17 protein-coding genes and 1 pseudogene are annotated in these 26,618 nt (G+C 44.8%); 7 read left to right on the top strand and 11 right to left on the bottom strand.

From position 1 onward, the window contains the following. Nucleotides 1–26: 26 nt before the first annotated feature. Both B0680_RS00890 and B0680_RS00885 read right to left on the bottom strand, forming a co-directional pair. On the bottom strand, nt 27–833 hold the full coding sequence (locus B0680_RS00890) for a TatD family hydrolase (RefSeq protein WP_078253168.1): 807 nt from the start codon (nt 831–833) through the stop codon (nt 27–29). Between the two features lie 31 nt (nt 834–864). Next, nucleotides 865–2,538 carry a mechanosensitive ion channel family protein gene (locus tag B0680_RS00885; protein WP_228143724.1) on the bottom strand — a complete coding sequence of 558 codons (1,674 nt, stop codon included), beginning with the start codon at nt 2,536–2,538 and terminating at the stop codon, nt 865–867. A 235-nt stretch (nt 2,539–2,773) separates the two neighbouring features. Between B0680_RS00885 and B0680_RS00880 the strand changes: the two genes are divergently transcribed. The 4 genes from B0680_RS00880 to B0680_RS00865 all read left to right on the top strand — a co-directional run bounded on the left by B0680_RS00880 (nt 2,774) and on the right by B0680_RS00865 (nt 8,381). Beyond that, on the top strand, nt 2,774–4,711 hold the full coding sequence (locus B0680_RS00880; RefSeq protein ID WP_078253167.1) for a TonB-dependent receptor plug domain-containing protein: 1,938 nt from the start codon (nt 2,774–2,776) through the stop codon (nt 4,709–4,711). A gap of 272 nt (nt 4,712–4,983) precedes the next feature. Further along, nucleotides 4,984–6,348 carry an adenosylhomocysteinase gene (gene ahcY / locus B0680_RS00875; protein ID WP_407661988.1) on the top strand — a complete coding sequence of 455 codons (1,365 nt, stop codon included), beginning with the start codon at nt 4,984–4,986 and terminating at the stop codon, nt 6,346–6,348. 177 nt (nt 6,349–6,525) lie between these two features. After that, nucleotides 6,526–7,542 (top strand): methylenetetrahydrofolate reductase [NAD(P)H], encoded by a 1,017-nt coding sequence (metF, locus tag B0680_RS00870; protein ID WP_078253165.1) that lies wholly within the window; start codon nt 6,526–6,528, stop codon nt 7,540–7,542. Between the two features lie 110 nt (nt 7,543–7,652). Next, the gene (locus B0680_RS00865) at nt 7,653–8,381 is read left to right on the top strand and encodes a 16S rRNA (uracil(1498)-N(3))-methyltransferase (RefSeq protein ID WP_078253164.1); all 729 of its coding nucleotides are present in this window, start codon (nt 7,653–7,655) and stop codon (nt 8,379–8,381) included. Between the two features lie 86 nt (nt 8,382–8,467). Here B0680_RS00865 and folP read toward each other — a convergent pair whose 3' ends face one another. Then, entirely contained in the window at nt 8,468–9,349 is an 882-nt protein-coding gene (gene folP, locus B0680_RS00860; RefSeq protein ID WP_078253163.1) for a dihydropteroate synthase, read from the bottom strand. Between the two features lie 170 nt (nt 9,350–9,519). Between folP and hflX the strand changes: the two genes are divergently transcribed. The 3 genes from hflX to B0680_RS00845 all read left to right on the top strand — a co-directional run bounded on the left by hflX (nt 9,520) and on the right by B0680_RS00845 (nt 12,155). After that, nucleotides 9,520–10,944, top strand: a complete 1,425-nt coding sequence (hflX, locus tag B0680_RS00855) for a ribosome rescue GTPase HflX (protein WP_078253162.1) — start codon at nt 9,520–9,522, stop codon at nt 10,942–10,944. 107 nt (nt 10,945–11,051) lie between these two features. Beyond that, nucleotides 11,052–11,453, top strand: coding sequence for a CidA/LrgA family protein (locus B0680_RS00850; RefSeq protein ID WP_078253161.1), 402 nt, complete (start codon nt 11,052–11,054; stop codon nt 11,451–11,453). Between the two features lie 3 nt (nt 11,454–11,456). Beyond that, nucleotides 11,457–12,155 (top strand): LrgB family protein, encoded by a 699-nt coding sequence (locus B0680_RS00845; RefSeq protein ID WP_078253160.1) that lies wholly within the window; start codon nt 11,457–11,459, stop codon nt 12,153–12,155. Nucleotides 12,156–12,583: 428 nt separating this feature from the next. On the opposite strand, the gene istB is transcribed toward B0680_RS00845, so the two are convergent. The 8 genes and pseudogenes from istB to B0680_RS00810 form a co-directional block, all read right to left on the bottom strand. Next, the gene (gene istB, locus B0680_RS00840; RefSeq protein WP_158078282.1) at nt 12,584–13,327 is read right to left on the bottom strand and encodes an IS21-like element helper ATPase IstB; all 744 of its coding nucleotides are present in this window, start codon (nt 13,325–13,327) and stop codon (nt 12,584–12,586) included. 5 nt (nt 13,328–13,332) lie between these two features. Beyond that, on the bottom strand, nt 13,333–14,970 hold the full coding sequence (istA, locus tag B0680_RS00835) for an IS21 family transposase (protein ID WP_078253158.1): 1,638 nt from the start codon (nt 14,968–14,970) through the stop codon (nt 13,333–13,335). 696 nt (nt 14,971–15,666) lie between these two features. Then, complete coding sequence (locus B0680_RS00830; protein ID WP_078253157.1) at nt 15,667–16,104, bottom strand: hypothetical protein; 438 nt, start codon at nt 16,102–16,104, stop codon at nt 15,667–15,669. Between the two features lie 5 nt (nt 16,105–16,109). Beyond that, nucleotides 16,110–16,364 carry a hypothetical protein gene (locus B0680_RS00825; RefSeq protein WP_078253156.1) on the bottom strand — a complete coding sequence of 85 codons (255 nt, stop codon included), beginning with the start codon at nt 16,362–16,364 and terminating at the stop codon, nt 16,110–16,112. Continuing rightward, nucleotides 16,322–17,896, bottom strand: coding sequence for a VENN motif pre-toxin domain-containing protein (locus tag B0680_RS10895; RefSeq protein WP_211271240.1), 1,575 nt, complete (start codon nt 17,894–17,896; stop codon nt 16,322–16,324). Before B0680_RS10895 ends, B0680_RS00825 begins: the two co-directional genes overlap by 43 nt. 6 nt (nt 17,897–17,902) lie before the next feature. Beyond that, nucleotides 17,903–18,094: pseudogene (locus B0680_RS10990) on the bottom strand (hemagglutinin repeat-containing protein); the annotation flags it as partial. A gap of 128 nt (nt 18,095–18,222) precedes the next feature. After that, entirely contained in the window at nt 18,223–18,546 is a 324-nt protein-coding gene (locus B0680_RS00815; protein WP_078253154.1) for a hypothetical protein, read from the bottom strand. A 294-nt stretch (nt 18,547–18,840) separates the two neighbouring features. Beyond that, a complete protein-coding gene (locus tag B0680_RS00810; protein WP_078253153.1) occupies nt 18,841–26,403 on the bottom strand; it encodes an ESPR-type extended signal peptide-containing protein in 7,563 nt (2,520 codons plus the stop codon). Nucleotides 26,404–26,618: the final 215 nt, after the last annotated feature.

The raw sequence follows: 26,618 nt of genomic DNA, 5'->3' as shown, positions 1-26,618 counted from the left end.
ATTTTTTTGATAGTGCAAATACCCTATCACTCACCAATAACCACTTTATATTGATTCACCAAATTCACAAAATTCTGACTGGTTATCCGCCCAATCTCTTGGCTATCAATGCCATAGACTTTGGCGAGTGCATCTGCCACATACGGCACATAGGTCGGCTCATTATCACGCCCACGCTTAGGCACGGGCGCTAGATACGGGCTGTCCGTCTCAATCAATAAGCGGTCTAAGGGGAGCTGTTTGGCGACTTCACGCAGCGCTTCGGATTTATTAAAGCTGACAATCCCCGATAGCGAGATATATAGCCCCATATCCAGTGCTCGCTTGGCAAAGGCATAATCTTCGGTAAAGCAGTGAATGATGCCATGCTCACAGCTCTCACTGTGTAATACATCTAAAGTATCATGATAGGCACTGCGAGTATGCACGATGATGGGTTTTTTGGCGATTTTACTAGCGGCGATATGCGTGGCAAAGCTGTGCTTTTGGGCAAACTTTTTATTTTCATCCCAATAATAATCCAGCCCCGTTTCGCCAAATGCCCACACCTTATCGGTATCAAGCGCCAATAAATCATCCACCTGCACATTATTTAGCATCGCTTCATCTTGGCAAGGGTGAATCCCCACACTCATGCCAATATCAGGCAGGCTCTCATCACTCATCGCCAAATCCACCCATGCACGGATGGCATCGTTTTCATCAAACTTACACATAATCGCCATCGCACGGCTAACGCTTGCTTCACGCATGGCGGTGAGTAGCTGGCGTGGCGACTGGTCGTGATTATCAAGCTTTAGATAGGTTAAGTGGCAATGTGAATCGGTGTGCATGGTCGTTCTCTTAATAAAATGCCGTATTTTATCACGAATCTGCCTGATTTAGGCGGTTTTTGTCGTCTAGCACCACAGTCTGACTTGGCAAGGCGTGCTCCACTTGATAATTTTCTAAAAATTTGAGCACCGCTAAGGCAAGCTGGGTCTGCTTGGCATAAAAATCCTGCGCCCCGCTTGCATTGATATAAGCACGCATCTCGATGACATAGCAGTCTTGGCGTAGCTCTTTTATCCACACCTGATTCCACTCATCATTGGTCAAGGTATGTGATGCCAAAAAGCCTTGCAAATCAGCAATCATCCGCTCTACTTCTGCCAAATCTGCGGTGCGTTTGATAAATAAATTATGCAGAAAATAGAACATATCTCTTGCGGTAAAGTTCTCAATCTGCAAGGCAGAAAATTCACCATTTGGCACAGTGACCACAGTGCGATTGAGCGTGCGGATACGAGTTGAGCGGATGCCAATATCAATCACCACGCCTTCATAAGTGCCAAATTTACAATAATCTCCCACATGAACAGGACGGTCAGCGACGACGACCACCGAGCCGATGAGATTTTCGATGGTTTTTTGCGCACCGAACGCCAATGCCAAACCACCCACCCCAAGCGCCGCAATCCCTGTGGTCAAATCAAAGCCCAAGTTGCCAAAGATGATGATAATCGCCAAAATCAGAATAAACACTTTGGCAAGCTTACGAGACAAGCCCAAAAGCGACACCTGCTCGGGGCGATTACGCTTGAGCGAGTTGGCTTCGGCACGGCGAAAGACACCATCAATCAAGCGAAACGCAAGCCAAGTGGTCGCAATCCACGCCACCACTTCTTTTAGACGAGCCACAGGGGTGCGGATGGTCACAGGCACGCCTGCTCGTAGCATGATTTCGGATAATAGCATCGCAACGACGATGATGGCGATTGGCATGATGACATTTGGCGAGATGGCAAAACGCTTGCCCGTCAATCGTGGGAACGCCCATCGACTGATGACAAAAATCAGCCACACCAGCGCATACGCCACCGCAAGGCTAAGTAGCACCATCACCGCAAGTGCGACTATTTTTGAGAGCTCAAAATCAAACAGCTTAACGCCCTTTAACTGCTCAATCTCAAAATAACTCGCCCAAGTCCGCCCTGTGCTATGTACATCGGGCAAATTCGCCAAAGTCTCACCGGCAAACTGCCAATAGCGATTGCCGTCTTTATCCACCTTACGCACAAGCAGTACATCCACCGACTTATCAGCAATGCGGATGCTACCGACTTTTTCTTGGGCATGAGGCAACAAATCGCCCACATCCCCTTCTTTGGCATCAGATAATTGCAACAGTGGCTCAAGGCGACCGCCCGTATCCAGCGCCTGCTTGAACTGCGCCACGATGTCCGCATTGGATACTTTGGATTTGTTCAAAAACGCCGAATCCAAATAGCGACTGGCAAGCTCGGTATCTTCGCTGGATAACGCCGACATAAAGCCCTGCACCGTACTGCGTGGCGTATCTCGCCCGTAGCTGTCCGACCACACTTCGGCAGGCTGTTCGCTTTGTGTGGTTTTTAGCCCAAGCTTGGCAGTGGTGGCATAACTCGGCGCGCTAAATAAAACACAGCTACACAGCATCATCACAAGCCACCGACACAACATCGGCACTTGCTGATGAAGTTTGGCAAGAAATGCCATCACGGGCGATTGATTGGACATGACACTCCCCAATTCACTAAAAATTAAGCCATTGTATAACTGATAAGCAGTGCTTGCAACCACCTGCATGATATGTCAATGGCTAAATATTGTATGAAAAATTGGTATTATTGAACAAATTTCATGCTAAGATTAAAATTTTTCATCAAATCCTCAGTTGTTAAAAAATTTTTCATGTTATAATAAGACAGTTAAATTTACAAAACCCAAACCATTAGCAATATTAAGGTTAGTTATGTCATCGACCGCTCTACGCCGTGCCATCATCTTGGCATTAGCCCCAACGAGTCTTATCACCACTGCTTATGCACAGACCATCGAACCAACTGTTGTGCTTGACCCGGATGTGATTACTGTGTCACGCACTGCCACGCCACTCAGTGACACGCCAGCATCAGTGACTGTCATCAGCGCAGGCGAAATTGAGAAAAACCCTGCACGCAACCTATCAGATGTTATCCAGTCAGACGCAGGCATTTATGTCAAGCAAAATGGTGGCATCGGTCAAGGTACAAACCTTATCATTCATGGTACAAACCCAAGTCATACATTGTTATTAAAAGATGGTGTTCGACTAAATACACCAAATACTCTAACTCCAATTTATCCAGAAACTTTAGATCTTACTTCAACGGCAAGAATTGAAATTCTAAAAAGTCCCGCATCTGTACAATATGGCTCAGATGCCATTGGTGGTGTTGTTCAGATTATTAGCTCAAAACCTGCTCGTACAGGCGGTGAAATCACTGGTATCATCGGTGAAAACAACACCTATAAAGCCATTGTCAGCGGCGATGTGGTGCATAACGGCTTTTATGCTAGCCTATCAGGTCAGCGTCTAGAAACTGATGGTACACGCATTTTAGATGACCAAAGTCGCAACAACAAAGCAGGCTATGAACAAAAAGGTTTTGGTGCAAAAACTGGTTATGTGAATCAAATATTGGATGTAGGTGTATCATACGAACAAAATGAAGGTGTGAATGAATACGCATCATCCACCACAAGCTCGAATGCCGCCATTAATGCTAAGCGTGAATTTAAAAATAGCCAAGCCAAAGTCTTTGCAAATTATCAAGCGACCGAAACACTAAAAATATCAACACATTATGCTCAAGCCAAAGATGAGCAGGCATTTGTAGAATCTTGGGGCACTAATGAATTTAACACTCAATACCAAGAAACCGATATCAATGCTCGTTGGACATTTACCCCTAACCAAAATATTTTATTTGGTATTACCGACAATAGCACCGAGTATGAAGATGCATATGCCTATCAAGGTGAAAGGAAAATCGGTAGCACAGGTTATTATCTACAGCATCAGTTCAATAACAATCAAATCAACACACAGGCAGGTATTCGCTTAGAAGATAATGACCGCTTTGGTAATCACACTGTTGGACAAGGGGCGATTCGTTATCATTTCAACCCAGCCACTAGTGTATATGCCAATATTGGATCAGCCTTTAGAGCACCAAGCCTAAACGAATTATTTTACAGTTCAAAATTTACTGACTTTCAGTATGGTACAACTTACATCACATTAGGCAACGAAAACTTAGAACCTGAAGAAAGCATTAGTTATACATTAGGTATTGATCATCAAATTAATGACAAATTAGCTGTTTCACTCTCAGGATTTAATACTAAAGTTAAAAACTTAATTAAATTAGATTCGGTTTATGATTCGGCAACAAATACATCAACAAGCACTTATGAGAATCTAGATAAAGCAAATTTTGTTGGTGGTGATTTTGGCATCAAATTTACTCAGGGTAGCTACTACGCATTAGCGAACTACAGCTATGTTGAAACCGAAAACAAAGCAACAGGTCTTGAAATCGCCTATCGCCCAAAACATACTGGTACATTGACCTTGGGTTATGATGATGGCGTCGCTGGTGTCAGCACCTCAATCATCGCGCGCTCAGATGCCTTTGCAGATAGAGCCAACACCGTCAAAGTACCCGGTTATACGACTGTCGATGTTGATGCACATTGGAACATTAATCCCTATGTCAAACTATTTACCAACATCCAAAATATTGGCAATGTTGAAAACAGACAGGTTTATAATCCTTGGTATAATAGCAATGGTGAGCTAGTTGGCACTAACTGGTATGTCAATGGCGGTCGCCAAGCCAATCTTGGTGTGACTTTCAAATACTAATCCATCATCAGGATTTAAAACGGTTGATTGTATCAGCCGTTTTTTATTGTTTAAATTTAAGTAAGCACTGCAATCATTGCAAAAATTTGTTATAATGATGAGTTTGCAAGAGATGTTGCAACCGCTATTGGTTTTGACAACCTTATCAGCGGTCAGGCTTGCTTTTTAGATTTATCATAGGGTGAATTTAAAATAATCAACGACATCTGCGTTTTCTTTTTTATGATTATTACCAATAATCTGATCGTTAATTTTTAAAAGGAGTGGACGCAGTGTCTACATTTACCGATTATAAAGTGGCTGACATCAGCCTTGCCGAATTTGGCCGCAAAGAAATCCGCCTTGCTGAAACCGAAATGCCTGCGCTAATGGGTCTGCGTAAACGCTATGCCGCCGCCCAGCCTTTGGCAGGTGCTAAAATCGTCGGCTGTATCCACATGACCATTCAGACTGCGGTACTGATTGAGACTTTGGTGGCGTTGGGTGCTGAAGTTCGTTGGACTTCTTGCAACATCTTTTCTACCCAAGACCACGCCGCTGCCGCTATCGCCGCTGCTGGTATTCCTGTATTTGCTTGGAAAGGCGAAACCGAAGAAGAATACGAATGGTGTCTAGAGCAGCAAATCCACCAAGACGGCAAACTGTGGGATGCCAACATCATCCTAGATGACGGTGGTGATTTGACCGCACTCATTCACAACAAATACCCACAAATGCTAGACAGCATTCATGGTATCTCAGAAGAAACGACCACAGGCGTACACCGCCTAATCGAAATGCTTGGCAATGGCACGCTCAAAGTCCCCGCCATCAATGTCAATGACGCTGTCACCAAATCAAAAAATGACAACAAATACGGCTGCCGCCACTCGCTGAACGACGCCATCAAGCGTGGTACAGATATGCTACTGTCAGGTCGCCGCGCACTAGTCATCGGCTATGGCGATGTGGGCAAAGGCTCAGCACAATCACTACGCCAAGAAGGTATGATCGTGCGCGTTTCTGAAATCGACCCAATCTGTGCGATGCAAGCGTGCATGGACGGCTATGAAGTCGTCTCACCATTCATCGGTGGCGATCAAGCTCAAGGCGTGAACACCGCCCTACTACAAGACACCGATTTGATCGTGACCACCACAGGCAACTATCATGTCTGTAACAGCGAAATGCTAAAAGCCCTAAAATCAACCGCTGTCGTGTGTAACATCGGTCACTTTGATACCGAGATTGACACTCAGTTCATGCGTGACAACTGGAAATGGGTGGAAGTCAAGCCACAAGTACATCAAGTCTATCGCTCAGACAGTGATGATGATTATCTGATTCTACTGTCAGAAGGTCGTTTGGTGAATCTTGGCAACGCCACAGGTCACCCATCACGCATCATGGACGGCTCATTTGCTAACCAAGTACTAGCACAGATTCATCTGTATCAAGAAAAATTCGCTGATTTGCCTGCTGCTGAAAAGCCAAGCAAAGTCTATGTTAAGGTACTACCAAAGAAACTGGACGAAGAAGTGGCGGCTGCGATGGTTGCAGGCTTTAATGGTGTCATCACCAAGCTTACCCAAACACAAGCCGACTATATCGGCGTGTCAGTGGATGGTCCATTCAAATCAGATGAATACAAATACTGATTAGACATACTGACAAAAGGCGATAAGACAGCGAGCTTATCGCCTTTTTATTTGGAATTTACTAACATCTATTTGGCATTAACAAACTGCCAAAAATCTGCTATAATTGAATAATTTTAACAAAATTGATAAATCCCATAATCATTTGATTTATCTTGATAATTTTAGAGAGCCATCATGAGCCAAGACACCCTAAATCGCCTTGCAGCAATTGAACAATTATTAAATGAACTAAAATCTGATATTAAAAAACAACAGCCTGTACAAGTCACGACAGCCACCAAGCCTGCCGAAGTTGTTACCCAAATCAACACCAAAGTAAAAAAACCTACGCCAAAAACACCAAGCACCACCACAGTGCCATTTTCGTTTGAGTTTTTCCCTGCCAAGACTGACGAAGGGCAGGATAAGCTACTCAGTGTCTTTGATGAGCTTAATGCACTCAATCCAAAATATTTCTCAGTGACCTATGGCGCAGGTGGTTCGACTCGTGAACGCACGCTTGGTATCGTCGAAGCATTGATTAAAAAAGGCGACACCCCGATTGCACCCCATATGTCATGCATCGGTGATACCAAGGCGCAGATTGGCGAATTGCTTGATTTTTATAAGACATTGGGCGTGGATCGTGTCGTGGCATTGCGTGGCGATTTACCATCAGGTCAGGTCGGCTATGGCGAGCTGCCGTATGCACTTGACTTGGTCAAATACATCCGTGAGCACAGTGGTGAGCATTTTGCCATCAAGGTCGCTGCTTATCCTGAAATGCACCCACAAGCGAAGAATTTTGAAGCAGATATTGACAATCTGGTCGCCAAATATCATGCCGGTGCGAACGAAGCCATCACCCAATTTTTCTACAATCCTGACAGCTATTTGTTCTTGCGTGATCGCTTGGCAAAAAAAGGCGTGCATCAGGACGATTTCCCCATCATCGCAGGTATCATGCCAATCACCAACGCATCAAACCTAATCCGCTTTGCCGATGGCTGCGGTGCCGATGTCCCACGCTATATCCGTAAACAGCTTGCCGACTATGGCGATGACAAAAAATCCATCCGTCAATTTGGCTTTGATATCGTGCATCAGCTGTGCGAACGCCTAATCAGCGAAGGTGTGCCAAGCTTGCATTTTTATAGCATGAACCAAACCGAACCAAATAAAGCGTTGGTCGAAAGTTTGGGATTGATTTAATCAACTTTACCAATAAAGCCGTGATGATTTGATAGATTTTTTTAGATGGTAGTATTTAGATAGTCTTATCAAATTTGAGCGGTTTTTGATTTATTTATCATTGGTCAATTATGTCTAGATTTTTTATTGATACGCCGTTATCTACCGAGCTTGTCGGTCAGACCATCACGCTTAGCGATACCATTTATCATCATTGGTGCAAAGTTTTGCGTGCCAAGATGCATGATACCGCCACCTTATTCGATGGCACAGGGGGTGAATATGCGGTCGAATTGATAAGTATTGATAAAAAATCAGCACAAGCAATCATTCATGCCTATGACCCCGTCAATCGCACACCACCCTTTGCGGCCAGTATTGGGCTTGTGATGAGTCGTGGCGATCGCGTGGATTATGCCATCCAAAAAGCGTGCGAAATGGGCGTACATCAGATTCAGCTACTCACAAGCGAACGCTGTCAAGCACATCTAAAATATGAGCGAGATTTTAAGAAAATTGAGCACTGGCAAGGCGTGGCGATCGCCGCTTGTGAACAATGTGGATTGAACATCATTCCAAAGATTATCCCGCCTGTCGCTCTCGAAACTTGGGTGGCAGATTGTACAGATCATCTAAAATTGGTATTAGCACTATCAGATGGCAAGCCAAGCTTTAAAAGCCCCTTGCCTGACACCATCGCCCTACTCATCGGCGCTGAAGGCGGTCTATCCCCGACCGAAATTGACTTTGCCACCGAGCATGGCTTTGTGTCTTGGACGATTGGCGAGCGAGTGCTACGCACCGAGACTGCCCCTGTAGTGGCTTTGACGGCGTTGCATATGATTCATGAATTGGGTTGATTGGGTGATAAGTTAATTGAGTGATAAGTTGATATTTTTTGGTAATATCCAATTAATTAAATTCATAAAACTCACCCAATTTTCACTCACTCACCATAAATCTGCTGCCACATGGACAGCATCTGCACACTTTTGGCGACATCATGGACACGCACGATACTTGCGCCTTGTTGTACCGCCAGTAGCGACATCCCTGCACCGATGACATCACGGTCGCTTGGCTGATGATTTTGTAGGTTATCCAGCCCTGTACGCTGCAAAATCTCACCCAAAAACCGCTTACGAGACACACCAAACAACATCGGCAACTCAAACTGCCGAATAAAAGTGCCCAACTGCGTCATCAGCACCTGATGATGCTCATAAGTCTTGGCAAAGCTCATACCAATATCAATCACCAATTGCTCACGAGCCACCCCTGCCATCACCGCCCGCTCAATGCTCTGCGTCAGTTCACTGATGACTTCTGCGACGACATCATCATACACCGCCAAATTATCCATTGTGTCAGGCTCGCCACGGCTGTGCATCAGCACCACAGGCACACCAAGAGACGCCGCCATCTCTACCGCCCCATCACGGCGAAGTGCACGCACATCATTGATGATGTCTGCGCCCGATTCGACACCTGCTTGCATCACCGCAGGATTGCTAGTATCAAGCGACAGCCAAATCTCATCACCGAACGCCGAGCGAATCGCCTGCACCACAGGGACGACACGGCGAAGCTCTTCATCCGTGCCGACTGCGATCGCATTGGGGCGTGTCGATTCGCCACCGATATCGATGATATGCACGCCGTCAGCAATCATCGATTCGGCATGGGCAAGCGCCCGATCCACGCCATGATAGCGACCGCCATCGGAGAACGAATCTGGTGTGACATTTAAGATTCCCATCACCTTTGGCGTGGACAAATCCAATGTCTTGCCATGTGCGTGTAGCTGTCTGATTGCTCGCTGTGACATAAAAAACTCACTTCATCCCAAAAATGCCTTATAATAGCATAAGATGTAGTCCAAGTGACACATTCGATGGTAAGTGGTACACCAAAATTCCCCATCACCATCCCATGCTGTCGCTTGCTGATTAATTGGTTAAAATTTATTTATAACAATATTTATCATAAGGATAAAATTTGCAATATTTTGACAGACATGAAGGTGGTGACAATGCCATCTTGGTTCATCTTGATATCCATCAAATCATCGATCCTGATGATTTAGAAGAGTTTCGCCTGCTTGTACATTCAGCTGGGGCAAACGAAATCGAAATCATCACAGGCAGCCGCAGTAAGCCACACGCCAAATATTTCGTCGGCACAGGTAAAGCGGATGAAATCGCCGATGCCGTGCGTCGTTTTCGTGATAGCACCGATGGCGAAAAAGGCGATGTGGTGGTGATTTTTAATCACACACTCACCCCGAGCCAAGAGCGAAATCTTGAAAAAATTCTAAAATGTCGTGTGCTAGATAGAACAGGTCTCATTCTCGATATTTTTGCTCAGCGTGCTCGCACTTATGAAGGTAAGCTACAAGTAGAATTAGCACAATTAAACCATCTAGCCACTCGACTTGTGCGTGGTTGGACACACCTTGAACGCCAAAAAGGCGGTATCGGTCTGCGTGGTCCGGGTGAAACTCAGCTAGAAACCGACCGTCGATTACTGCAAATCCGTGTCACACAGCTCAAAGCCAAGCTTGATAAAGTCAAGCAAACTCGTGCACAAGGTCGTGCCAAACGCCAAAAGTCTGAAATCCCCACCGTGTCACTGGTCGGCTATACCAACGCTGGCAAATCCACGCTCTTTAACCGCCTAGCCGATGACAATATCTATGCTGCCGATCAGCTATTTGCCACGCTCGATCCGACGCTACGCCGTGTCAAATGGCCGGGTGTCGGCAATGTCGTGCTTGCCGATACCGTAGGCTTTGTGCGTCATCTGCCCCATGAGCTCGTCGAAAGCTTCCATGCGACGCTTGAAGAGACGCTTGAAGCGGATCTATTGCTACACGTCATCGATACCGCCAGCGAAGATCGCCACGAACAAATCGCCGCCGTCAATGATGTACTGGCACAAATCAAAGCCGATGCGCCGATTTTACTTGTGCATAACAAAATCGACAAAAGCGGTGAGCCACCTGCCATCTATTATCAAGATCATGGCGTACCGCACCGCGTCTATGTGTCCGCTCGTGATAATCTGGGCATTGATCAGCTGATGATTGCTGTACAAGAGCTGCTCTCAGGTGAGCTTAAGCGATTTACCCTTACCCTGCCCTATCATGCAGGTGGGCTAAAAAATACCCTGCACGGGCTTGGTGTCATCACAGACAGCAGTTATGATGATATGGGCAAAGAAGTCCTAGAAGTGCTACTTGCCCCTGCCAAGCTTAAACAGCTACTTGGGCAATATGCACTCAATGCCGATGAAGTCCTGCCGAGCGAGCAAGCCGATAGCCTAAAACCTGTGCTAGAGCCTTTTGAAATCGCAATACAAGATAACATCACAAATCAAAATAGCGAACATTTTGATGAAGAACTTGACCCATTTTGTCGATAGTAGGTAAACTGTCAAAATACGCTAATTGCTTGTATTTATTAGAGTTTACAGGTGTAAGCCGATTAATTTGACAAAGTTTTGTCACAAGCTCCCAACAAGGATGAAGTATGAAAATACCCGTGCACTCAGCTAAGTTTTGGCTTGGTATGCTCGCAACCATCATCATCGTCGTGGCGGTGCGTGAGCTTGCCTTGGTGGTCTGCACTTATTTTGGGATGCCGACAGCGGCAAACATCGTGGGCTTGGTCAGCTTATTTATCGTGCTGATTGGCGTGCGTATGACGATTGGGCTGCCTGAATGGCTCAGCTATTCATCAAGCGTGCTACTTGTGGATAGCGGTTTTGCATTTTTGCCTGTATCGGCTGGGGCTGGGATTTTGTTATTTGGGCTTGGTGCGGATTTGCTGCCTGTCTCAGCAGTGATTATCATCAGTACGCTCATTCCGCTTTGGGCATTTGCTAAGCTGTCAGCGGCGTGGCTCAAAGGCTCTGAACAGGATAAGGAGTAAGCCATGCCACAGATTGACAGCACGACCATCATCATTGCCTTTATCGTGACGCTGATTGCGCATATCAGTGCCAAATATGTGCTCCGCTATCTCAATCGCTATATCCGTGGCGTACCGATGATTATCATCGCCATTGTGATTACGCTGATTTTGCTACTGATTATTCAGCTGGATTATGCCACCTATTATGCCAATGCCAAGCCTGTATTTGACCGCTTGCTTGGTTATAGCACCGTGCTACTTGCCGTGCCACTGGCAGGGATGGATTTTAAGGGTTTACCTGTCAAAAAACTCTCCATCATCGTCGTGCTGGCAAGTCTCGTCGGCGCTATCGTACCCATGTCATTAAGCTACCTATTTGCGCTGAATATGGATACCATCTTGGCATTTGCCACTCGCTCGGTGACGACGCCTGTGGGTCTGTCGGTCGCCCAAATCATCGAAGCACCGCTTGTCATGGCAAATCTCATCATCATCGTCTCGGGTATCCTAGGCGCAGGTATGTGTCGTATTTTGTTTCGCAATATCAAAGATGAACGCGCACAAGGCTTGGCGCTTGGCTTGGTGGCACACGCCATCGGCACAGTGGAAGCATGGACCATCAGCCCAACCGCAGGACGCTATGCCGCCTTTGGGCTTGCTATCAATGGACTAGTAACTGCTGTTTGGCTACCGATGGCGGTGCTGTGGTGGCTTGGCTAATACAGTTGCCATAAATCAAAAAATACCAAAATTACCATAAAAAAACACGCCTAAGCCGAACAAGCTTTGGCGTGTATTTGTTTAAGATTTAAGCATCTAGCTCATGATAAACAGCTAAGTTGGATGTCCATGCACCACAATATGAAAAGCACACGAATGATGATAACCCATAAATCACTCAGCGGATAATACTGCCACCGAACGCTTGAAAATCATTTAAAATCATACAAAGCCAATATCACAATCCAAACCATTTAAAAAAAGCCATCAAAAATCTCCGCAATCAGAGAACAGCTTGCACAAGTTGCAAACTCTCCTTCCAAATGCCCACCCATTCTCATTCATCGTGCCCATATACTCGCATTCGTTGTGATCGGGTATTCTCATATAACATGACCGGCAAATTGTTCATCTGCCGGTCATGTTGATTATTTTGTATGCTTACGAGCGGCGTGTCGTTTTCTTAATGATTCTCCCTGTAATTGCACTCGATGTGCTCGATGCACAATTCTATCCAAAATGGCATCTGCCAAAGTTTTATCTTGAAATAAACCATGCCAAGTTTCAATTGGATACTGGCTTGTGATAATCAAGCCGCCGACAAAGGATTGCTTCTCAATGATGTTTAAAAGCGCCGTACAAACATTTGCTGGTATGCCACCAACACCGAAGTCATCAATGATAAGCACTTGTGCTTTGGCATATTTTTGTTGGGTTTTAAGCAAAGTACCATCCATTTGCGATAAGCTGATGTCCTCAAACAGCTCGTGTACACTAACAAATAATACTTTTTTAAAATTTCTGCATGCTTGATTGCCTAAAGCGCACGCAAGCCAAGTCTTACCAGTGCCTGTTGCGCCCAGTATGGCAACCGCTGCACACTCATCAATCCAATAATCATCAAATAAATAATCAATTTGCGCTGTTTTACCAGCATAGCCGTGATGCATTGATTCAATGGATGCATTGGGGTAGCAGAATTGTGCAGCTTTGATCAGCTTTTTGATTGTATTATTGCGCCTAGCAGTGATTTCGCAGGTTAATAACTCATCCATAATCTGCATTGGATTCATTTGCTGTTTTATCATACGTGCATAATGGTTATCAAAATAGCGTGCCATATGGCTGAGTTTCAAACTTCTTAATTGCTCAATAATCTGTTGTTTTAACATGGGCATTAGTCCAATTTAAATTCATGATTGTAAGGCATAATATCGGCATAATAACCCGCACCTCGCAGATTATCATGAGTCTGGGTCTTGTGGCCGACGCCCAGCTTGGATGTATCATCCATCGCATTCATGGCAGTGCTATGTGATGTGCCAGAAAGAGTGCTTTTAAGATATGCTCTTTGTTTAAACAGATTAATCACTCTGTCAATCTGTGTAATCCGACATTCATGCGCATATACAAATCCTTGCTCAATCAGATTGTAAGAAAGGTTATTATCCATCAAATAACGCTTAAGCTGATTGAGCTTTTTAAGATTACTGGCATAATTGCGATGATTGTGCAAATAATTATCGATGGATAAGTGGGTATAATGACCCACTTGCGCCGCCCAGTGCAATAAGGCTTCTGGTTGCATCTGCTGAGATAGCTGATGGTTTTTGGGCATATGCTCAAACAAGATACTACTGCCACTGGCAAGCTTACGATGTGTTGCAACACAAATGCCATAGTGATAAAGATACACTGTAGAGCAGGTGATTTTAGCATCCACTCGACTACCGATTAAGGCATGGGGTACAGAATACTCTGCTTGATTGATAGTAACGGTATAAAACTCACTCACACGCAGGTCGTATTGCCAATGACACACCTCATATGCTTGTGCAGGCAAAGGGTTTAGATGTATTTTTTCAAACGCATCAAAGTTGTGTCGTCGCCCCTTAGGGTAGGTTTTGGTGATTTTGTTGTTGAGTTGTTCCAGCGGTGCTTCTATGGCACGATTGAGCTCGTCTAAGCTAAAAAATCTACGGTCTCGCATCATCGCCAAGATATTTTGCTGTACAGCCTTAACGGCAAGTTCAACCATACCCTTATCCTGTGGCTTTCTAGCCCTAGTGGGTAAGACAATGAATTGGTAGTGATTGGCAAGCTCTGCAAATGACGCATTGATGATTGTTGTCTCTCGATTATTTTTGATGACCGCTGATTTTAGGTTGTCTGTCACCAGTTTTAATGGCACGCCACCAAAATACTCAAACATACGGATATGGCACAATTGCCAATCCTCAACGCCTTGTGAAGCAACGGCAGTACAAAATATCAACCCTGAAGCTGGTAATACGCCGACAAAGATTTGTGCCGATATCGTGACACCACCTGTCTTGGCATCATAAATGGATATGACGCTCCCACAAAAGTCCACTTGTGCCATGTCGCCTGCGGTATAATGTTGTCTTTGTGAGAGTTTTAAGGATTTTTTGTGTTTGGCGTAGGCCTTACAAAATTGCGAATATGAAATACCGTCGGGATGAGCCCGTCGGAATTCCTGCCATAGTCGCTCTAGCGTGACATTGGGTCTGTGCATCTGTTCGTGGATGTACTGCCAGTCTGGATGGGGTTTGATTTGATGCAAAGTGCGAGCATTGTTTGAGATTGCCAAGCCAAGCTTCTCACGCAATTTTAACTCATCCAAGCTAAGCAAATGCTCATAATCTACCTGACCATCATAGCTTTGCTCACATAGCCGTCGTACTTTGCGTGCTGTATTGGCAGAAATCATCAATTGACGGCCGATTGCACGATTACTCATACCAAGCGCCAACTGTCTGATGATGTTTTGAATCTTCTTTATGGGGAGTTTCATTACATATCCTTAGAATTAATTAATACATAAATTCGCTTTTTTAAGGATACGAAAGCCCCAACAGGGCTTGACAAGTCAAACACTGTTTGGGATAATGAAACTGTCGCTTCAGACAACTTCATCATAAAAACGCTACCAATTGCAGTTGGTGGCGTTTTTGCTGTGTATCCATCACTGTTTTATAACTAAGTCATGGCGAGCTCCTGTTTTTCTATCTGAAAAAAATCAATCAAAGCCAAATACAAATCTGGCTGTGTTACAATTCATGGTTATTTTGAATATTAGCACAAAGCGTTAAGTAAATAAAGGGTAAAATTAATTTATATTAGTTTAAATAATTTAAACTAAACAAACATAAAAATGATTAACGGATACTTAGTAACCTAAGATTTTAACCAAAAAATTCCTTAGCTACTGATATATAATTAGTTTTTTAATTATTAAATAAACTGTATAATTAGACACTCGGTTACTATGTATCCCTAAACCGCTTTATCAAGAACAAAAACCACCATCAAAAAAAGATGGTGGCGGGGTTGGGATTGGTTGGTTGGGTTTATGTCTTAGCACAACTACAGACTGTGCCGCTACATAATTTGATAGCTCATAGGCTGTGCTTAAGCTTGCGAAACCCAACAAATTCAATGAGTTACGCCATAAATGCTGGGTTACGCTGTCGCCAAACGAGCCTACGAGCTAAGAGTTCTTTTTATAGCAGTCAGATTGTTTGCTGTAAATAACATAGAATGAAATCCCTGAACCATCCAACATCTCCGAAAAACCAATATCATAAATGCCGTAGCAATATTTTTTAGATGTGCTGTTGTCATAAACATACTCTCCTATTAAAACAAAATCATCATTACCATTGATGTTGCTTAAAATAGCGGCTTTTTGGCTGTCATAAGGTGTATAATATTGGTACGACATGTTGTAATAAGGAAAGCCAATATAACGAAATGTTGGTTTGTATACACCCTCCTCTACATCTTGAGTAATGAGATTAACAATGTCTCGCATGTCTTGAATATATATATCACGATGCTTATAATTATACAAACCACTTGCTATACTCAGCATAAACCACAGGGTGATTATGATAAAATTAAAATTTTCTTTGATATAACTTATCATCTATACTACTTCCTGATTAATTTTTGTAATTCTTGCTCTGTAAACCTAAAGGGTAATTTAACCATCTGGTTGATAGACATTCCAGCCCCCGGACTTCCCATGCCATAGGTATGAATTGGTGTACCGCTTAAAATTCCACCTGTACCAAGACAGACGCCATGACACACCTGTACAGAAAAAGACAATCCTTCAATTGCAGCATCAATAGCTTCTTCTCTCAGATCCCCTCTACCCTCAATATTACCCCAGCTGACAGACATTCCGGGGGTTCTAGCTCCTTGAATTGGTAATTTAGTTTTTCTTTTTTTAAGTCATCATAAGAAGCATTAATACCCAAAACAGAAACATAAACATTGCCATTTTTGTTATTGATGATAAAAATTTGCTCCATTCCTCCTCGAGAAACGCTCATAATGGTCATGTGGTTATACTTCTGGTGGAGCTCAATAACACTACTCAATAAATCTTGCTTCGTCCACCCCATACATGTTGCATAATCTCCACCTTGTTGAGCACAATAAGCCCCTAATGACGCTTGGCTTTGTGCATATTCTTTACCACCGCCTACTGCATAAGCCCAAGCTTCTCCGCCCCAGTTATTCTCCACCCCCACTTTCCCAACCTCAACTGCATTCACCGTATCGGTGACATTACCGCCCGTTGTGGTATATGCGGTTGCAACAGTGGCTAGGTTTAGAATACTTGTGATGGCGTCTTTCTGGTCTTGGGTGAGTAGTTCTGGGTCTTTGGTGCCATACAGATAATCAGCCAAGGCAGGTGCAGCCACTTCACTACTTGCTCCTGATATTGCTCCTGTTGTGATGTCATTGCCCGTGGCATAACTTACCGCAGCTCCTAGTACAGCATGAGCCAGTAGATGATTGGCTGATTGTTCTTCTGGTCTATTACCACCATCAATTTTATTTTTAAGTTTATTTTCTTTAAAATATTGCCCAATCTGATAAGCAGGCTCTGGACTTGCTGCTCTTGCCACATCACCTATGATACCATTTGAGTTAGGTGCGTACAATGCGGAGGTGATGCCATCAAAGAGTCTTAGATTGTCGTCTATTTGTTTGGCTTTGGTTTCAAGTTCTGTTTTTCTTGGGTCGCTATCTGCTAAATCTTTAGCCTCTTTGCGGTAGTCTTCTGCTTTTTTGGCGTATTCACTTCTAATGGCACGGCGTTCAGCGTCAAATGCTTGGGTGATGGTTACTTGAGCACCCAATTCTTTAATCGCCTGCTCCTTATCAAAGTCGTTGGTGATGATTTCATTAAGCTCATGTTGAACTTCTTCTTGTTTGAAGTTCTCTGTATTGATATGGCTAAGTCCAGCTTGGTCAGTGATGGCAGAGTGGGTGGTACTGGTTTGATTGACTGGGTCTATTGTGCCATAACCAATGCCTTGTAGGGCAGGTTTTGCTTTGCCATTTGGATTGCTGGTGTCTACACCAATACCAATGCCGACACTGATGGCATCACCTTCGTAATTTAGGTGATTTTGTATATCTTGGGTTTGGATACCTTGGGCAAACTGGGTTTGGTTTTTACCTGCATCGGTGATGAGATAGCCACCGGTGAACTTACCTTGTCCTTGTACAGACAGGGTGGATTGATTGGCTGTAATGCCTGTTTGTTTGGTAACTTGTTTGTAGCTTGCATCTACATCGGTTTTGCCACCATTGATGCTAAAGCTTTGGGGTTTGCCATCAAAGCCAACATCGGCACTAAATCCTGCTTGTTTTTGATCATGAGTGTATTGATAGATGTCTTGACGGCTGTTGACAATCAAATCACCGTCAACTGTACCAGTTAAGTGTGTGGTATCAAGATTAGCACCATCTAGGATAAGATTACCACCAATGTCATTGACGGTTGTACCGCCAACAGTGACTTGGGTGTTGGTGTGGGTGGTGGTAGTCTCACTGCTGCTGCCTTTTGCTTTGTTGGCATTGACGGTAAAGCCTTGATTGGATTGACCGCTACCTATCTGAGTGCTGGCATAGACACCCGCACCCCAGATTAACGGTGCGCTGTGCGCACCCTACGCACTGGTACTACTTCTACCTTTTTAAGCATTAGGTTAATCAGTTGGTCTAAAATGGTCATAAAATTACCTTATTTTTTGCTAGAGTTATCAATGTATTGCTCATAAATTTCTTTGTTAAATTCACAAGTCGCACACATATACATTTGGTTAGAGCTTAAACCACGCTGTTTGGCTTCATCTTGTTTTATTGGATAAGGATTATCGCCTTTGCCACGCCACATAATAGCAAAGCCTGTAACAGGGCTAGGGTTATCTTTTGCAGCAACAGAACATTTGGGTTCGGCACAAGCTCCCACATCATTGCTACCATCAACTTTCTTTAAACCTTGTGCATCATTTAAAGTATCGGTACAGTTAGTGGTGTGAGTTTGGGGATGAGTTTTTAAAAGCAAGTTGACATCAAAACCATCAGTTGAGCAATTGGCTTGGCTGGTGGTTTTTTTATGGGGTGGTCAAATAAGAGTGGAATAAGTGGTCACGTGAAGAGTGGAATGGGTGATCATTTGGAGTGGAATATGCACACAAGTCTGCATACAGTACGCACAGCCCTATCAAGCCAACTACATAAAGCTAAATAGCCATTTGGCATTGATGTATTTAGTATAAAATTAGCCAAACAAATACCCCCTAGTTTGAACTAGGGGGTATTTGACGGATGATTGCTCATCCTATTGTTGCACGATGAATTACCACATCCAGCCTACACCAACACCACCTGACTTATCGCCATCAGTGCTTGCTGAGCCTTGGATCTTCATCAATAGGCGACCGTTGTCAGAAGTGCTAGAGAAGCCGACTGCGACTGCTTGAGCACCGCCATAGCCACCAGCTGCTACCGCAACCATTGACTTGCCTGGTAGATATACCTGTGGCAATGATGATGACGCAGCTGAGATTGCACCCAATCCACGTACACGGCTGTCAAGCTCGTTGACACGACCTTCAACGCCGTCGATACGGTTGTTGATGTTGGTCACAGCACCAGTCAATTGCGAAACATTGACCGCATCAGTCGCATTGACACCTGCACCAACATTGGTGATGGTCTTACCGCCTGCATCGATGCCGTTGCTGTCAATCTTGACATCACCAACTGTGACTGTGCTTGCATTCACTGAGTTGACGTTGATGTCATCAGCTGTCTTAACAGTGAACTCTTTACCGCCTGTGTCGTTTGTTGCAGTAGTCACCACGATATTATTACCTGCAACCACAGTTTCGCGAACGTTATTCACTTTGGTTGCTGCCTCAATCTTATCTTTGGTGTCTTTTGATAGATCGATACTGTAGTTGGTTGTGTGATTTGCTTTAGGTTCAGCTGTCACAGTCACATAAGTAGATCCTGCTGATGCTGTAGTTTTCTCAGCATGAACAGTGTATGGATCAGCTTGTGTGCCTGCACCGGTCACTTCAGTGTTATCACCTGCCTTAACATAAGTCTTGGCTGCAGCAACTGTATCTTGAAGTTGTTTCACATTCACTGCATCATTATCATCAACACCAGCTTTGACATTACTAATCGTCGCACCACCCACATTCACAATCGCATCACCAAGCTTGATGGTGGTGTCACCATTGCTGATTGATGTGATGTCGGTTAGATCACCTTTGACGTTGACTTTGTATGGGTCAGCATCAGTGCCTGAACCTTCTACTGTGGTGTTTTTACCATCGACCAGTTTGGTTTTTGGTAGGTTATCAGTGTTTACAGTTAGGTTGCCATCCTTATCAAAGGTAATGGTATTGCCATCAGTTTTGATGTCAAAGGTTAGACCATTGGTTGTGACATTGGCTGTAGTACCTTTACCATCAACAGCTTTGACGTCAGCTTTTAGTACGCCGTTTGTTAGGGTTAGATCAACCGTATTAGTATCTTCAACCTTAGTAGCAGCGTTAGTAAGCACTTCTTTGGCTTTGTCAGTTAGGCCTACTGCATAATCAGTGGTGGTAGTACCATCTGCTGTTGTTGTGCCATTAGTAGTCACAGTCAAGAACTCGCTTGAGCCATCTTTAACAGATGCTGTAGCGGTGGTGTCTTTGGCGTTGATCACATATGGGCTAGCGGTTGTACCTTCGCCTGTGATATCAACATTATTACCTGCCTTGATTGCAGTTTTGTTTGCAGCCACTGTATCTTGAAGCTGTTTCACATTCACTGCATCATTATCATCAACACCAGCAGCAACATTGGTGATCTTGGTCGCTGAGCCATCAGACTTACCAACATTGATATTGTTGCTCGCATCAGCTTTGATGATTGGGCCGTTTTCATTAAACTGTACTGAAGTAAATACAGGTGTATCTACCGTTGCTACAGTCAATGATGTGCCTGAGCGTGTAATGCTGATATTCTTGCCATTGACAAAGTCAACCTCATCACCCGGTTTGACCAAAGCGCCTGTGTCGCCATTAGCCTTAATGGTGAAGCCTGAGTTGTTGATGGCATTCGCAATGTCAACTGCAGTCGCAAGCTTGCTCGCTTCATCACCTGTTGGGACATTGACCGTACCAGTCGCTGTATTGGTCAGCGGTGTGGTTGCTACAGTTAGCTCGCCATCAGCATTTTTGACGATGGTTGTGCCATCAGTATTGACCGATAGATCAAATTTCTTCGCACCTTTATCTGTCTTACCTTCGGTGATCGTTACTGACTTATCAGTTGACACCACTTCTTCTTGTGATGCTTGTAGCTGTTCATAGTTCACAGCATCACCAGCTTTAGTGCCATTGGCAACGTTGGTAATCGTCGCACCACCCACATTCACAATCGCATCACCAAGCTTGATGGTGGTGTCACCATTGCTGATTGATGTGATGTCGGTTAGATCACCTTTGACATTGACTTTGTATGGGTCAGCATCAGTGCCTGAACCTTCTACTGTGGTGTTTTTACCATCGACCAATTTGGTTTTTGGTAGGTTATCAGTGTTTACAGTTAGGTTGCCATCCTTATCAAAGGTAATGGTATTGCCATCAGTTTTGACATCAAAGGTTAGACCATTGGCTGTAATATTGGCTTTGGTGCCTTTGCCATCAACGGCTTTGACGTCAGCTTTTAGTACGCCGTTTGTTAGGGTTAGATCAACCGTGTTGGTATCTTCAACCTTAGTAGCGGCGTTGTTAAGCACGTCTTTGGCTTTGTCAGTTAGACCTACTGCATAATCAGTGGTGGTAGTACCATCTGTTGACTTAGTGCCATTAGCAGTCACAGTCAAGAACTCGCTTGAGCCATCTTTGACAGATGCTGTAGCGGTGGTGTCTTTGGCGTTGATGGTATAGGTGATTTCACCGGTCGCATCGTTGGTGACATTGGTCACTTCAACATTTGTACCAGCCTCTACCTTAGTACGTGCCGCCTTGACAGTGTCATTCAACTGCTTAACGTTCACTGCGTCAGTGTCATCAGTACCCGCTTTCACATTGGTAATTTGGTTATTACCCATGTTGATCACTGAATCTGGGCTGACTGTGAAATTCTTCACAACCGTATCACCAGTAGCGGTTAGGTTTGATGTGGTGACATTATTAAAGGTCACATCATCAGCAGTTGCATAGGTAATCTTGCCGTTAGCTTCTTGCTTAACAACCAAGTTTTTGCCCGCTGCCATATCAACGGTATCACCTGCATTGATGACTTCACTATCGATGGTTGAGCCAGTTTCAGCACCACCATTGGCTGATGCAGTTAGCTTAAAGCCTGCATTTTTGATGGTGTTAATCACATCACCAGCAGCCATCACCGCAGATGGGTCGGTTACTGTTGCGACCGAACCATTGGTATTTTGGTCTGCTGACGGTGTCACCGCAGTCGTTTTCACTGAGACTTCGTATGGGTTAGCTGTTGTGCCATCACCTGAGACTTCTACAGGGCCTGTACCTGCTTGAACCACAGTTTTTGGTAGGTTGGCCGTATTGACCTTGATGTCAACAGCGCCATCAGTACCTGGTGTAAAGGTGACAGTGCTGTCTGTAGAAACTAGGTTGACATCATAAGATACCGCACCTTCTTTGGCGACAGCTTTGGTGCCATTACCATTGACAAAGTTCAGCGTATCGCCAAAGTGTACAGGCTTAAGCTCTGTACCACCCACTTGTGCAGTCCAGTAACCTTGATTGATTGCATTCACCACATCATTGGTTGTTGCAACGCCATCTTTGGTTGGGGCAGCAACTGAGCCAGTTGGGTTGGTCGCTGTGTTAAACACACCTTTGGTGATGTCAACCTTAAACTCTTTACCACCTGTGTCATTGTTGTTTGGTGATGTGACAGTTACTAGACCTGAATCACCAGCAACGACGGTTTCGACTTTAGCAAGCTGATCTTGGGTTGCTTGGTCAAGTGCCACATTATAAGTAGTGACATTGTTAGCACCTGCCGTTGTGGTTAGCTCAAGGCCAGTACCTGTTGTCACGACTGATTTTTCTGCATCGATGGTATAAGTTGTCGCACCACCAATTTCGCCTTTTACCACATTGGTATTGTTACCAGCCAATACTTCAACTGGTTTTGGCAATACATTTGGATTGACAGCCAAGTTGCCTTGATCATCCACCTTGATGGTTGTGCCATCGGTCTTGACATTGAATGTCACACCGCCATTTTTCACAGCTGCTGCTGTAGCCACACCATCAACGAAGTTTAGGCTATCGCCAAATTTAACATCAGCAACCTTAGTATTGCCATTGACATTCGCTGTCCAGTAGCCTGAATTAACTGCTGTGATTACATCACCAACAGTTGCTACACCTGCTGTGGTACCGTCTGCATTTAGTTTACCTGCTGTTGTTACACCATTGAATGCACCTTTGGTGATGTCAACGGTATAATCAGTAATCTGTGTAATACCATCAGCACGAGTAGCATCTGCTTTAGTAACAGTCACTAGGCTACCATCTGCTGCTTTGACATGAGCTGATGTATCGGTGTTGGTATCAGTGTTAGAAACTTTTGAATAAAGTTTTCCATCTGCTGTAATACCAATGGTCGTATCATCCACATTGGCTTTTACGGTATAAGTTGTGGTTACTGTACCGTTACCATTGGTTGTTGGGTTTGTCTCCAGACTGATACCATTACCCGCCTGTACTACAGCCTTATCTGCATGGACGGTATAGGTTTTACCACCACCAGCGATATCTTCTGCGGTAATGTGTGTATTATCCCCAGCTGCAACAACAGCACGAGTTGCATTTAGCTGTGATAGGTTGACAGCGTCATTAGCATTGGTGCCGTTAGCAACGTTGGTGATTTTAGTTGCCGCACCTGTTGAATCGCCAACTTTGATATTCGCACCTTCATTGGTGATTTTTGGACCGCTATTACTACCAAACTGTACGCTGTCAAAGATTGGGTTAGTAGCGATTTGGATTTGTACGCCTTGATCATCAACTACCGTTTGGACGTTGCGCGCACTGTAGGCACCAGCGGTTGCTGCATCAGAGTTACGAGACAGGTCTCTGCTTGTGCTCGCACCTTTGATGTTAATCTCATCGCCCAAGATACGCTCTAAGCCATTTAAGCTAGCGTAGCCCATAGTGGCATTCGCACCATCTTTGTTGCTATTGGCCTTAAAGGTGATCGGCTTAGAGGCTTGGTGTGCAACAGCATAGAGCTGCGAGCCATTGATGGCGTCTGTTGATGTTTTTGAGATTTCACCGGCTGCGACGTTTTGGATACGACGTTCTGCACCTGATGAGCCGACAGAGACCGCACCAGTCGTTGCCGCGCCTGCAAAGGCTTGACCACCCACGCTGGCAGAGCCATAGGTTACACCGCCAACTTTTGCCGTCTCTACCGTACCATTAGCACCTGCAGTTGTTGCTGTTGCACCACTTTGTTGATCCTTATTCCATGTCTTAAGCGAACCAACGCCGTTACCATCGACACTACCTGCCCCCTTAGTCACCTCTGATTCATTACCCAGATAGACAGAGTTAGCTACCGTGCCTTCGGCAGAATCAACCGCCAAATCGGTCGAGCTACGTCCGATACCGCTACCTAGTACAAAGGTATTAGCCGATGTAATGGTATTGTCATTACCAACTGCGCTTGAATATGCCGCATCTTCTTTAACTAAGTTTCTGGCACCGATCACTGTCGCATTCGATGATGCCACAGTATTTGAAGCACCAAATGCCTGTGCATTTTGTGCATTATCCATAATCGCACTATTTGCACCAACAGCAGTTGCATTATCTGCACCGGCAGCGATAATAGATTTTCTACCTATGGCTGTTGCATTCGCCGCTAATACGCGAGAGCCATTACCAATAGCAATACCAGAATCAGCAGCTTCAGTCGCTCTTGAGTCAGAACCCAAAGCAACCGAGCTTGCACCACGTGCTTCAGAGGTTTGACCAAATGCCACAGCAAGCTCACCCGAAGCCACGGATTGTACACCGATAGCCAATGCTCTGCGAGCAGATGAATTGGATCTAGAACCGATGGCAGTAGATCCAACACCTGAAGCTACGGCTTGGCTACCAATCGCATAGGCATTAGGAGCTGATGCACTTGCAACAGCACCAATTGCCATTGAATCTTCGCCTGTTGTATGAGAGCGATCACCAATCGCAATAGATTTTTGATGTTCTGCTTTAGAGGCATTACCAAGTGCAATTGAATCAATGGATTTTGCCACTGAATTTGTACCAATCGCTGTAGCGGCTTGAGCTGATGCCTCAGCAGCAACACCCAAGGCGGTAGCATACATATCCGAAGCCTTAGTGCCATAACCCACTGCCGTTGCTTTTTGTGCTGTTGCAGTAGAATTCACACCCGCTGTTACCGCATATGCACCCGTCGCACCAGCTTTATCCATGATACGACCTTTGTTGGTCACAGGATCGCCAGCGCCTTGGTTGGTTTCATTGATATTGGCATGGAAATAGGTACTAGAGATTTGCTCACCAAGCTTATACGCCACTGCATATAGCTGTGAACCGTTGATGGTATCGGTCGAAGTCGCTGAAATCTCACCAGGGGCGACATTGGTCAGCTGACGCTCTTTACCCTTGCTACCGATACTTACCACGCCTGTCGCAGTACCGGTAAATCCGTCATAAACAATAGATAAGCCATCACCTAGGTTTGGAATGGTGACAGAAGTGACTTCGGTATAAGCGCGGTCAGTACTGCCCTCACCCAAGATAACACTGTTCGGTCTAGTTGCAGTAACGTTGTTACCCAGCACCATTGTATTGCTTGCGCTTGGCTGAATAACATTATTACTACCTACAGCTGCAGCATTTGAGGCACCAATAGAGTTATTCGTACCAAGTGAATATGCATTGGTTGATGTGCCTTGGATGGTTGAGCCAGTACCGATGGCTGTCGAATTAACCGCACCAGATAGAACTTTTGCACCATCGCCGATAGCTGTTGATTTCTCACCGCTTGCTACTGAGCTGTTACCAATAGCAATAGCACCTGTGGCACTAGCTGTTGAGTTGACACCCGATGCGACAGAGTTGGTACCTGTTGCTTTTGCTTTTGCACCTGTAGCTGTTGCATTTGTCCCACTAGCAACAGACTCATGACCTGTCGCAGTTGCAAAATCACCTGTTGCATCCGCTTCATTACCCACTGCTGTTGCACCTGCTTTAGTTGCGGTTGTGTTGCGACCCAATGCAGTGGCAGATGCTCCACTTGCTGTTGCACTTGTACCCATTGCAATCGCATCTGTGGCAGTTGACGATGAGTTATGACCTACAGCAACCGATCTCTCTGCTGTAGCCTCTGCAGCAGTTGCTGGCTGATTTGAACTACCAATAGCAAGTGAGTGCTTTCCACTTGCAACTGTATTTGCACCCAATGCTGAACTTTCTGTCCCGGTTGCCTCTGCATTATAACCAAGTGCTGTTGCACCAGCCCCCGCTGTAGAATCAGCACCAATTGATGTACCCCATCCACTTGGGTTTGAACCCGCACCTAGACCTGCAACTGTTCCCGCCCCTTGAACATGGACATTACCGCCATTAGACTGGACATTGTAATCCGCACAAGAGGTTGTAACACCACCTTGCTGAAGACAATATTGTGTTGACGCTGGTGCTGTAGTCGCTGCATACGCCTGCCCACTTATCACTGCACTCCCTGCGACTGCCAATGATACTACGGCAGCGGCCTTTGATAATTTTGCACGCTTGTCTGTTTTTGACGAAGTCTTGCCCTTAGCTTGAGCAATCTCGGATACCGCTACCCATGTTTGGGTTGCATGGTTCCAAATAACCTTATAGACCTTATTCATAAATCACCTCAATTAATAACCGCTAACCAATAGAATAAAAAAATAACCAAATCAATCACATAAGAATTCTGCAAAATTACAAATGCAACTGATTTAATCCATGCAAAATTTACATCCAATTCCCGATGCTCAATTTATGCAGAAGTATTATTAACATTTATATTCTAGCAAGATAATTACACAATTTCCACACCCCCCCCCTGCGGAAAATTGTA

The organism is Moraxella pluranimalium, assembly GCF_002014825.1.
Lineage (GTDB): Bacteria > Pseudomonadota > Gammaproteobacteria > Pseudomonadales > Moraxellaceae > Moraxella > Moraxella pluranimalium.
Note: the sequence above shows the minus strand (reverse complement) of the source record. Positions and strands in the feature narration are given on the sequence as shown.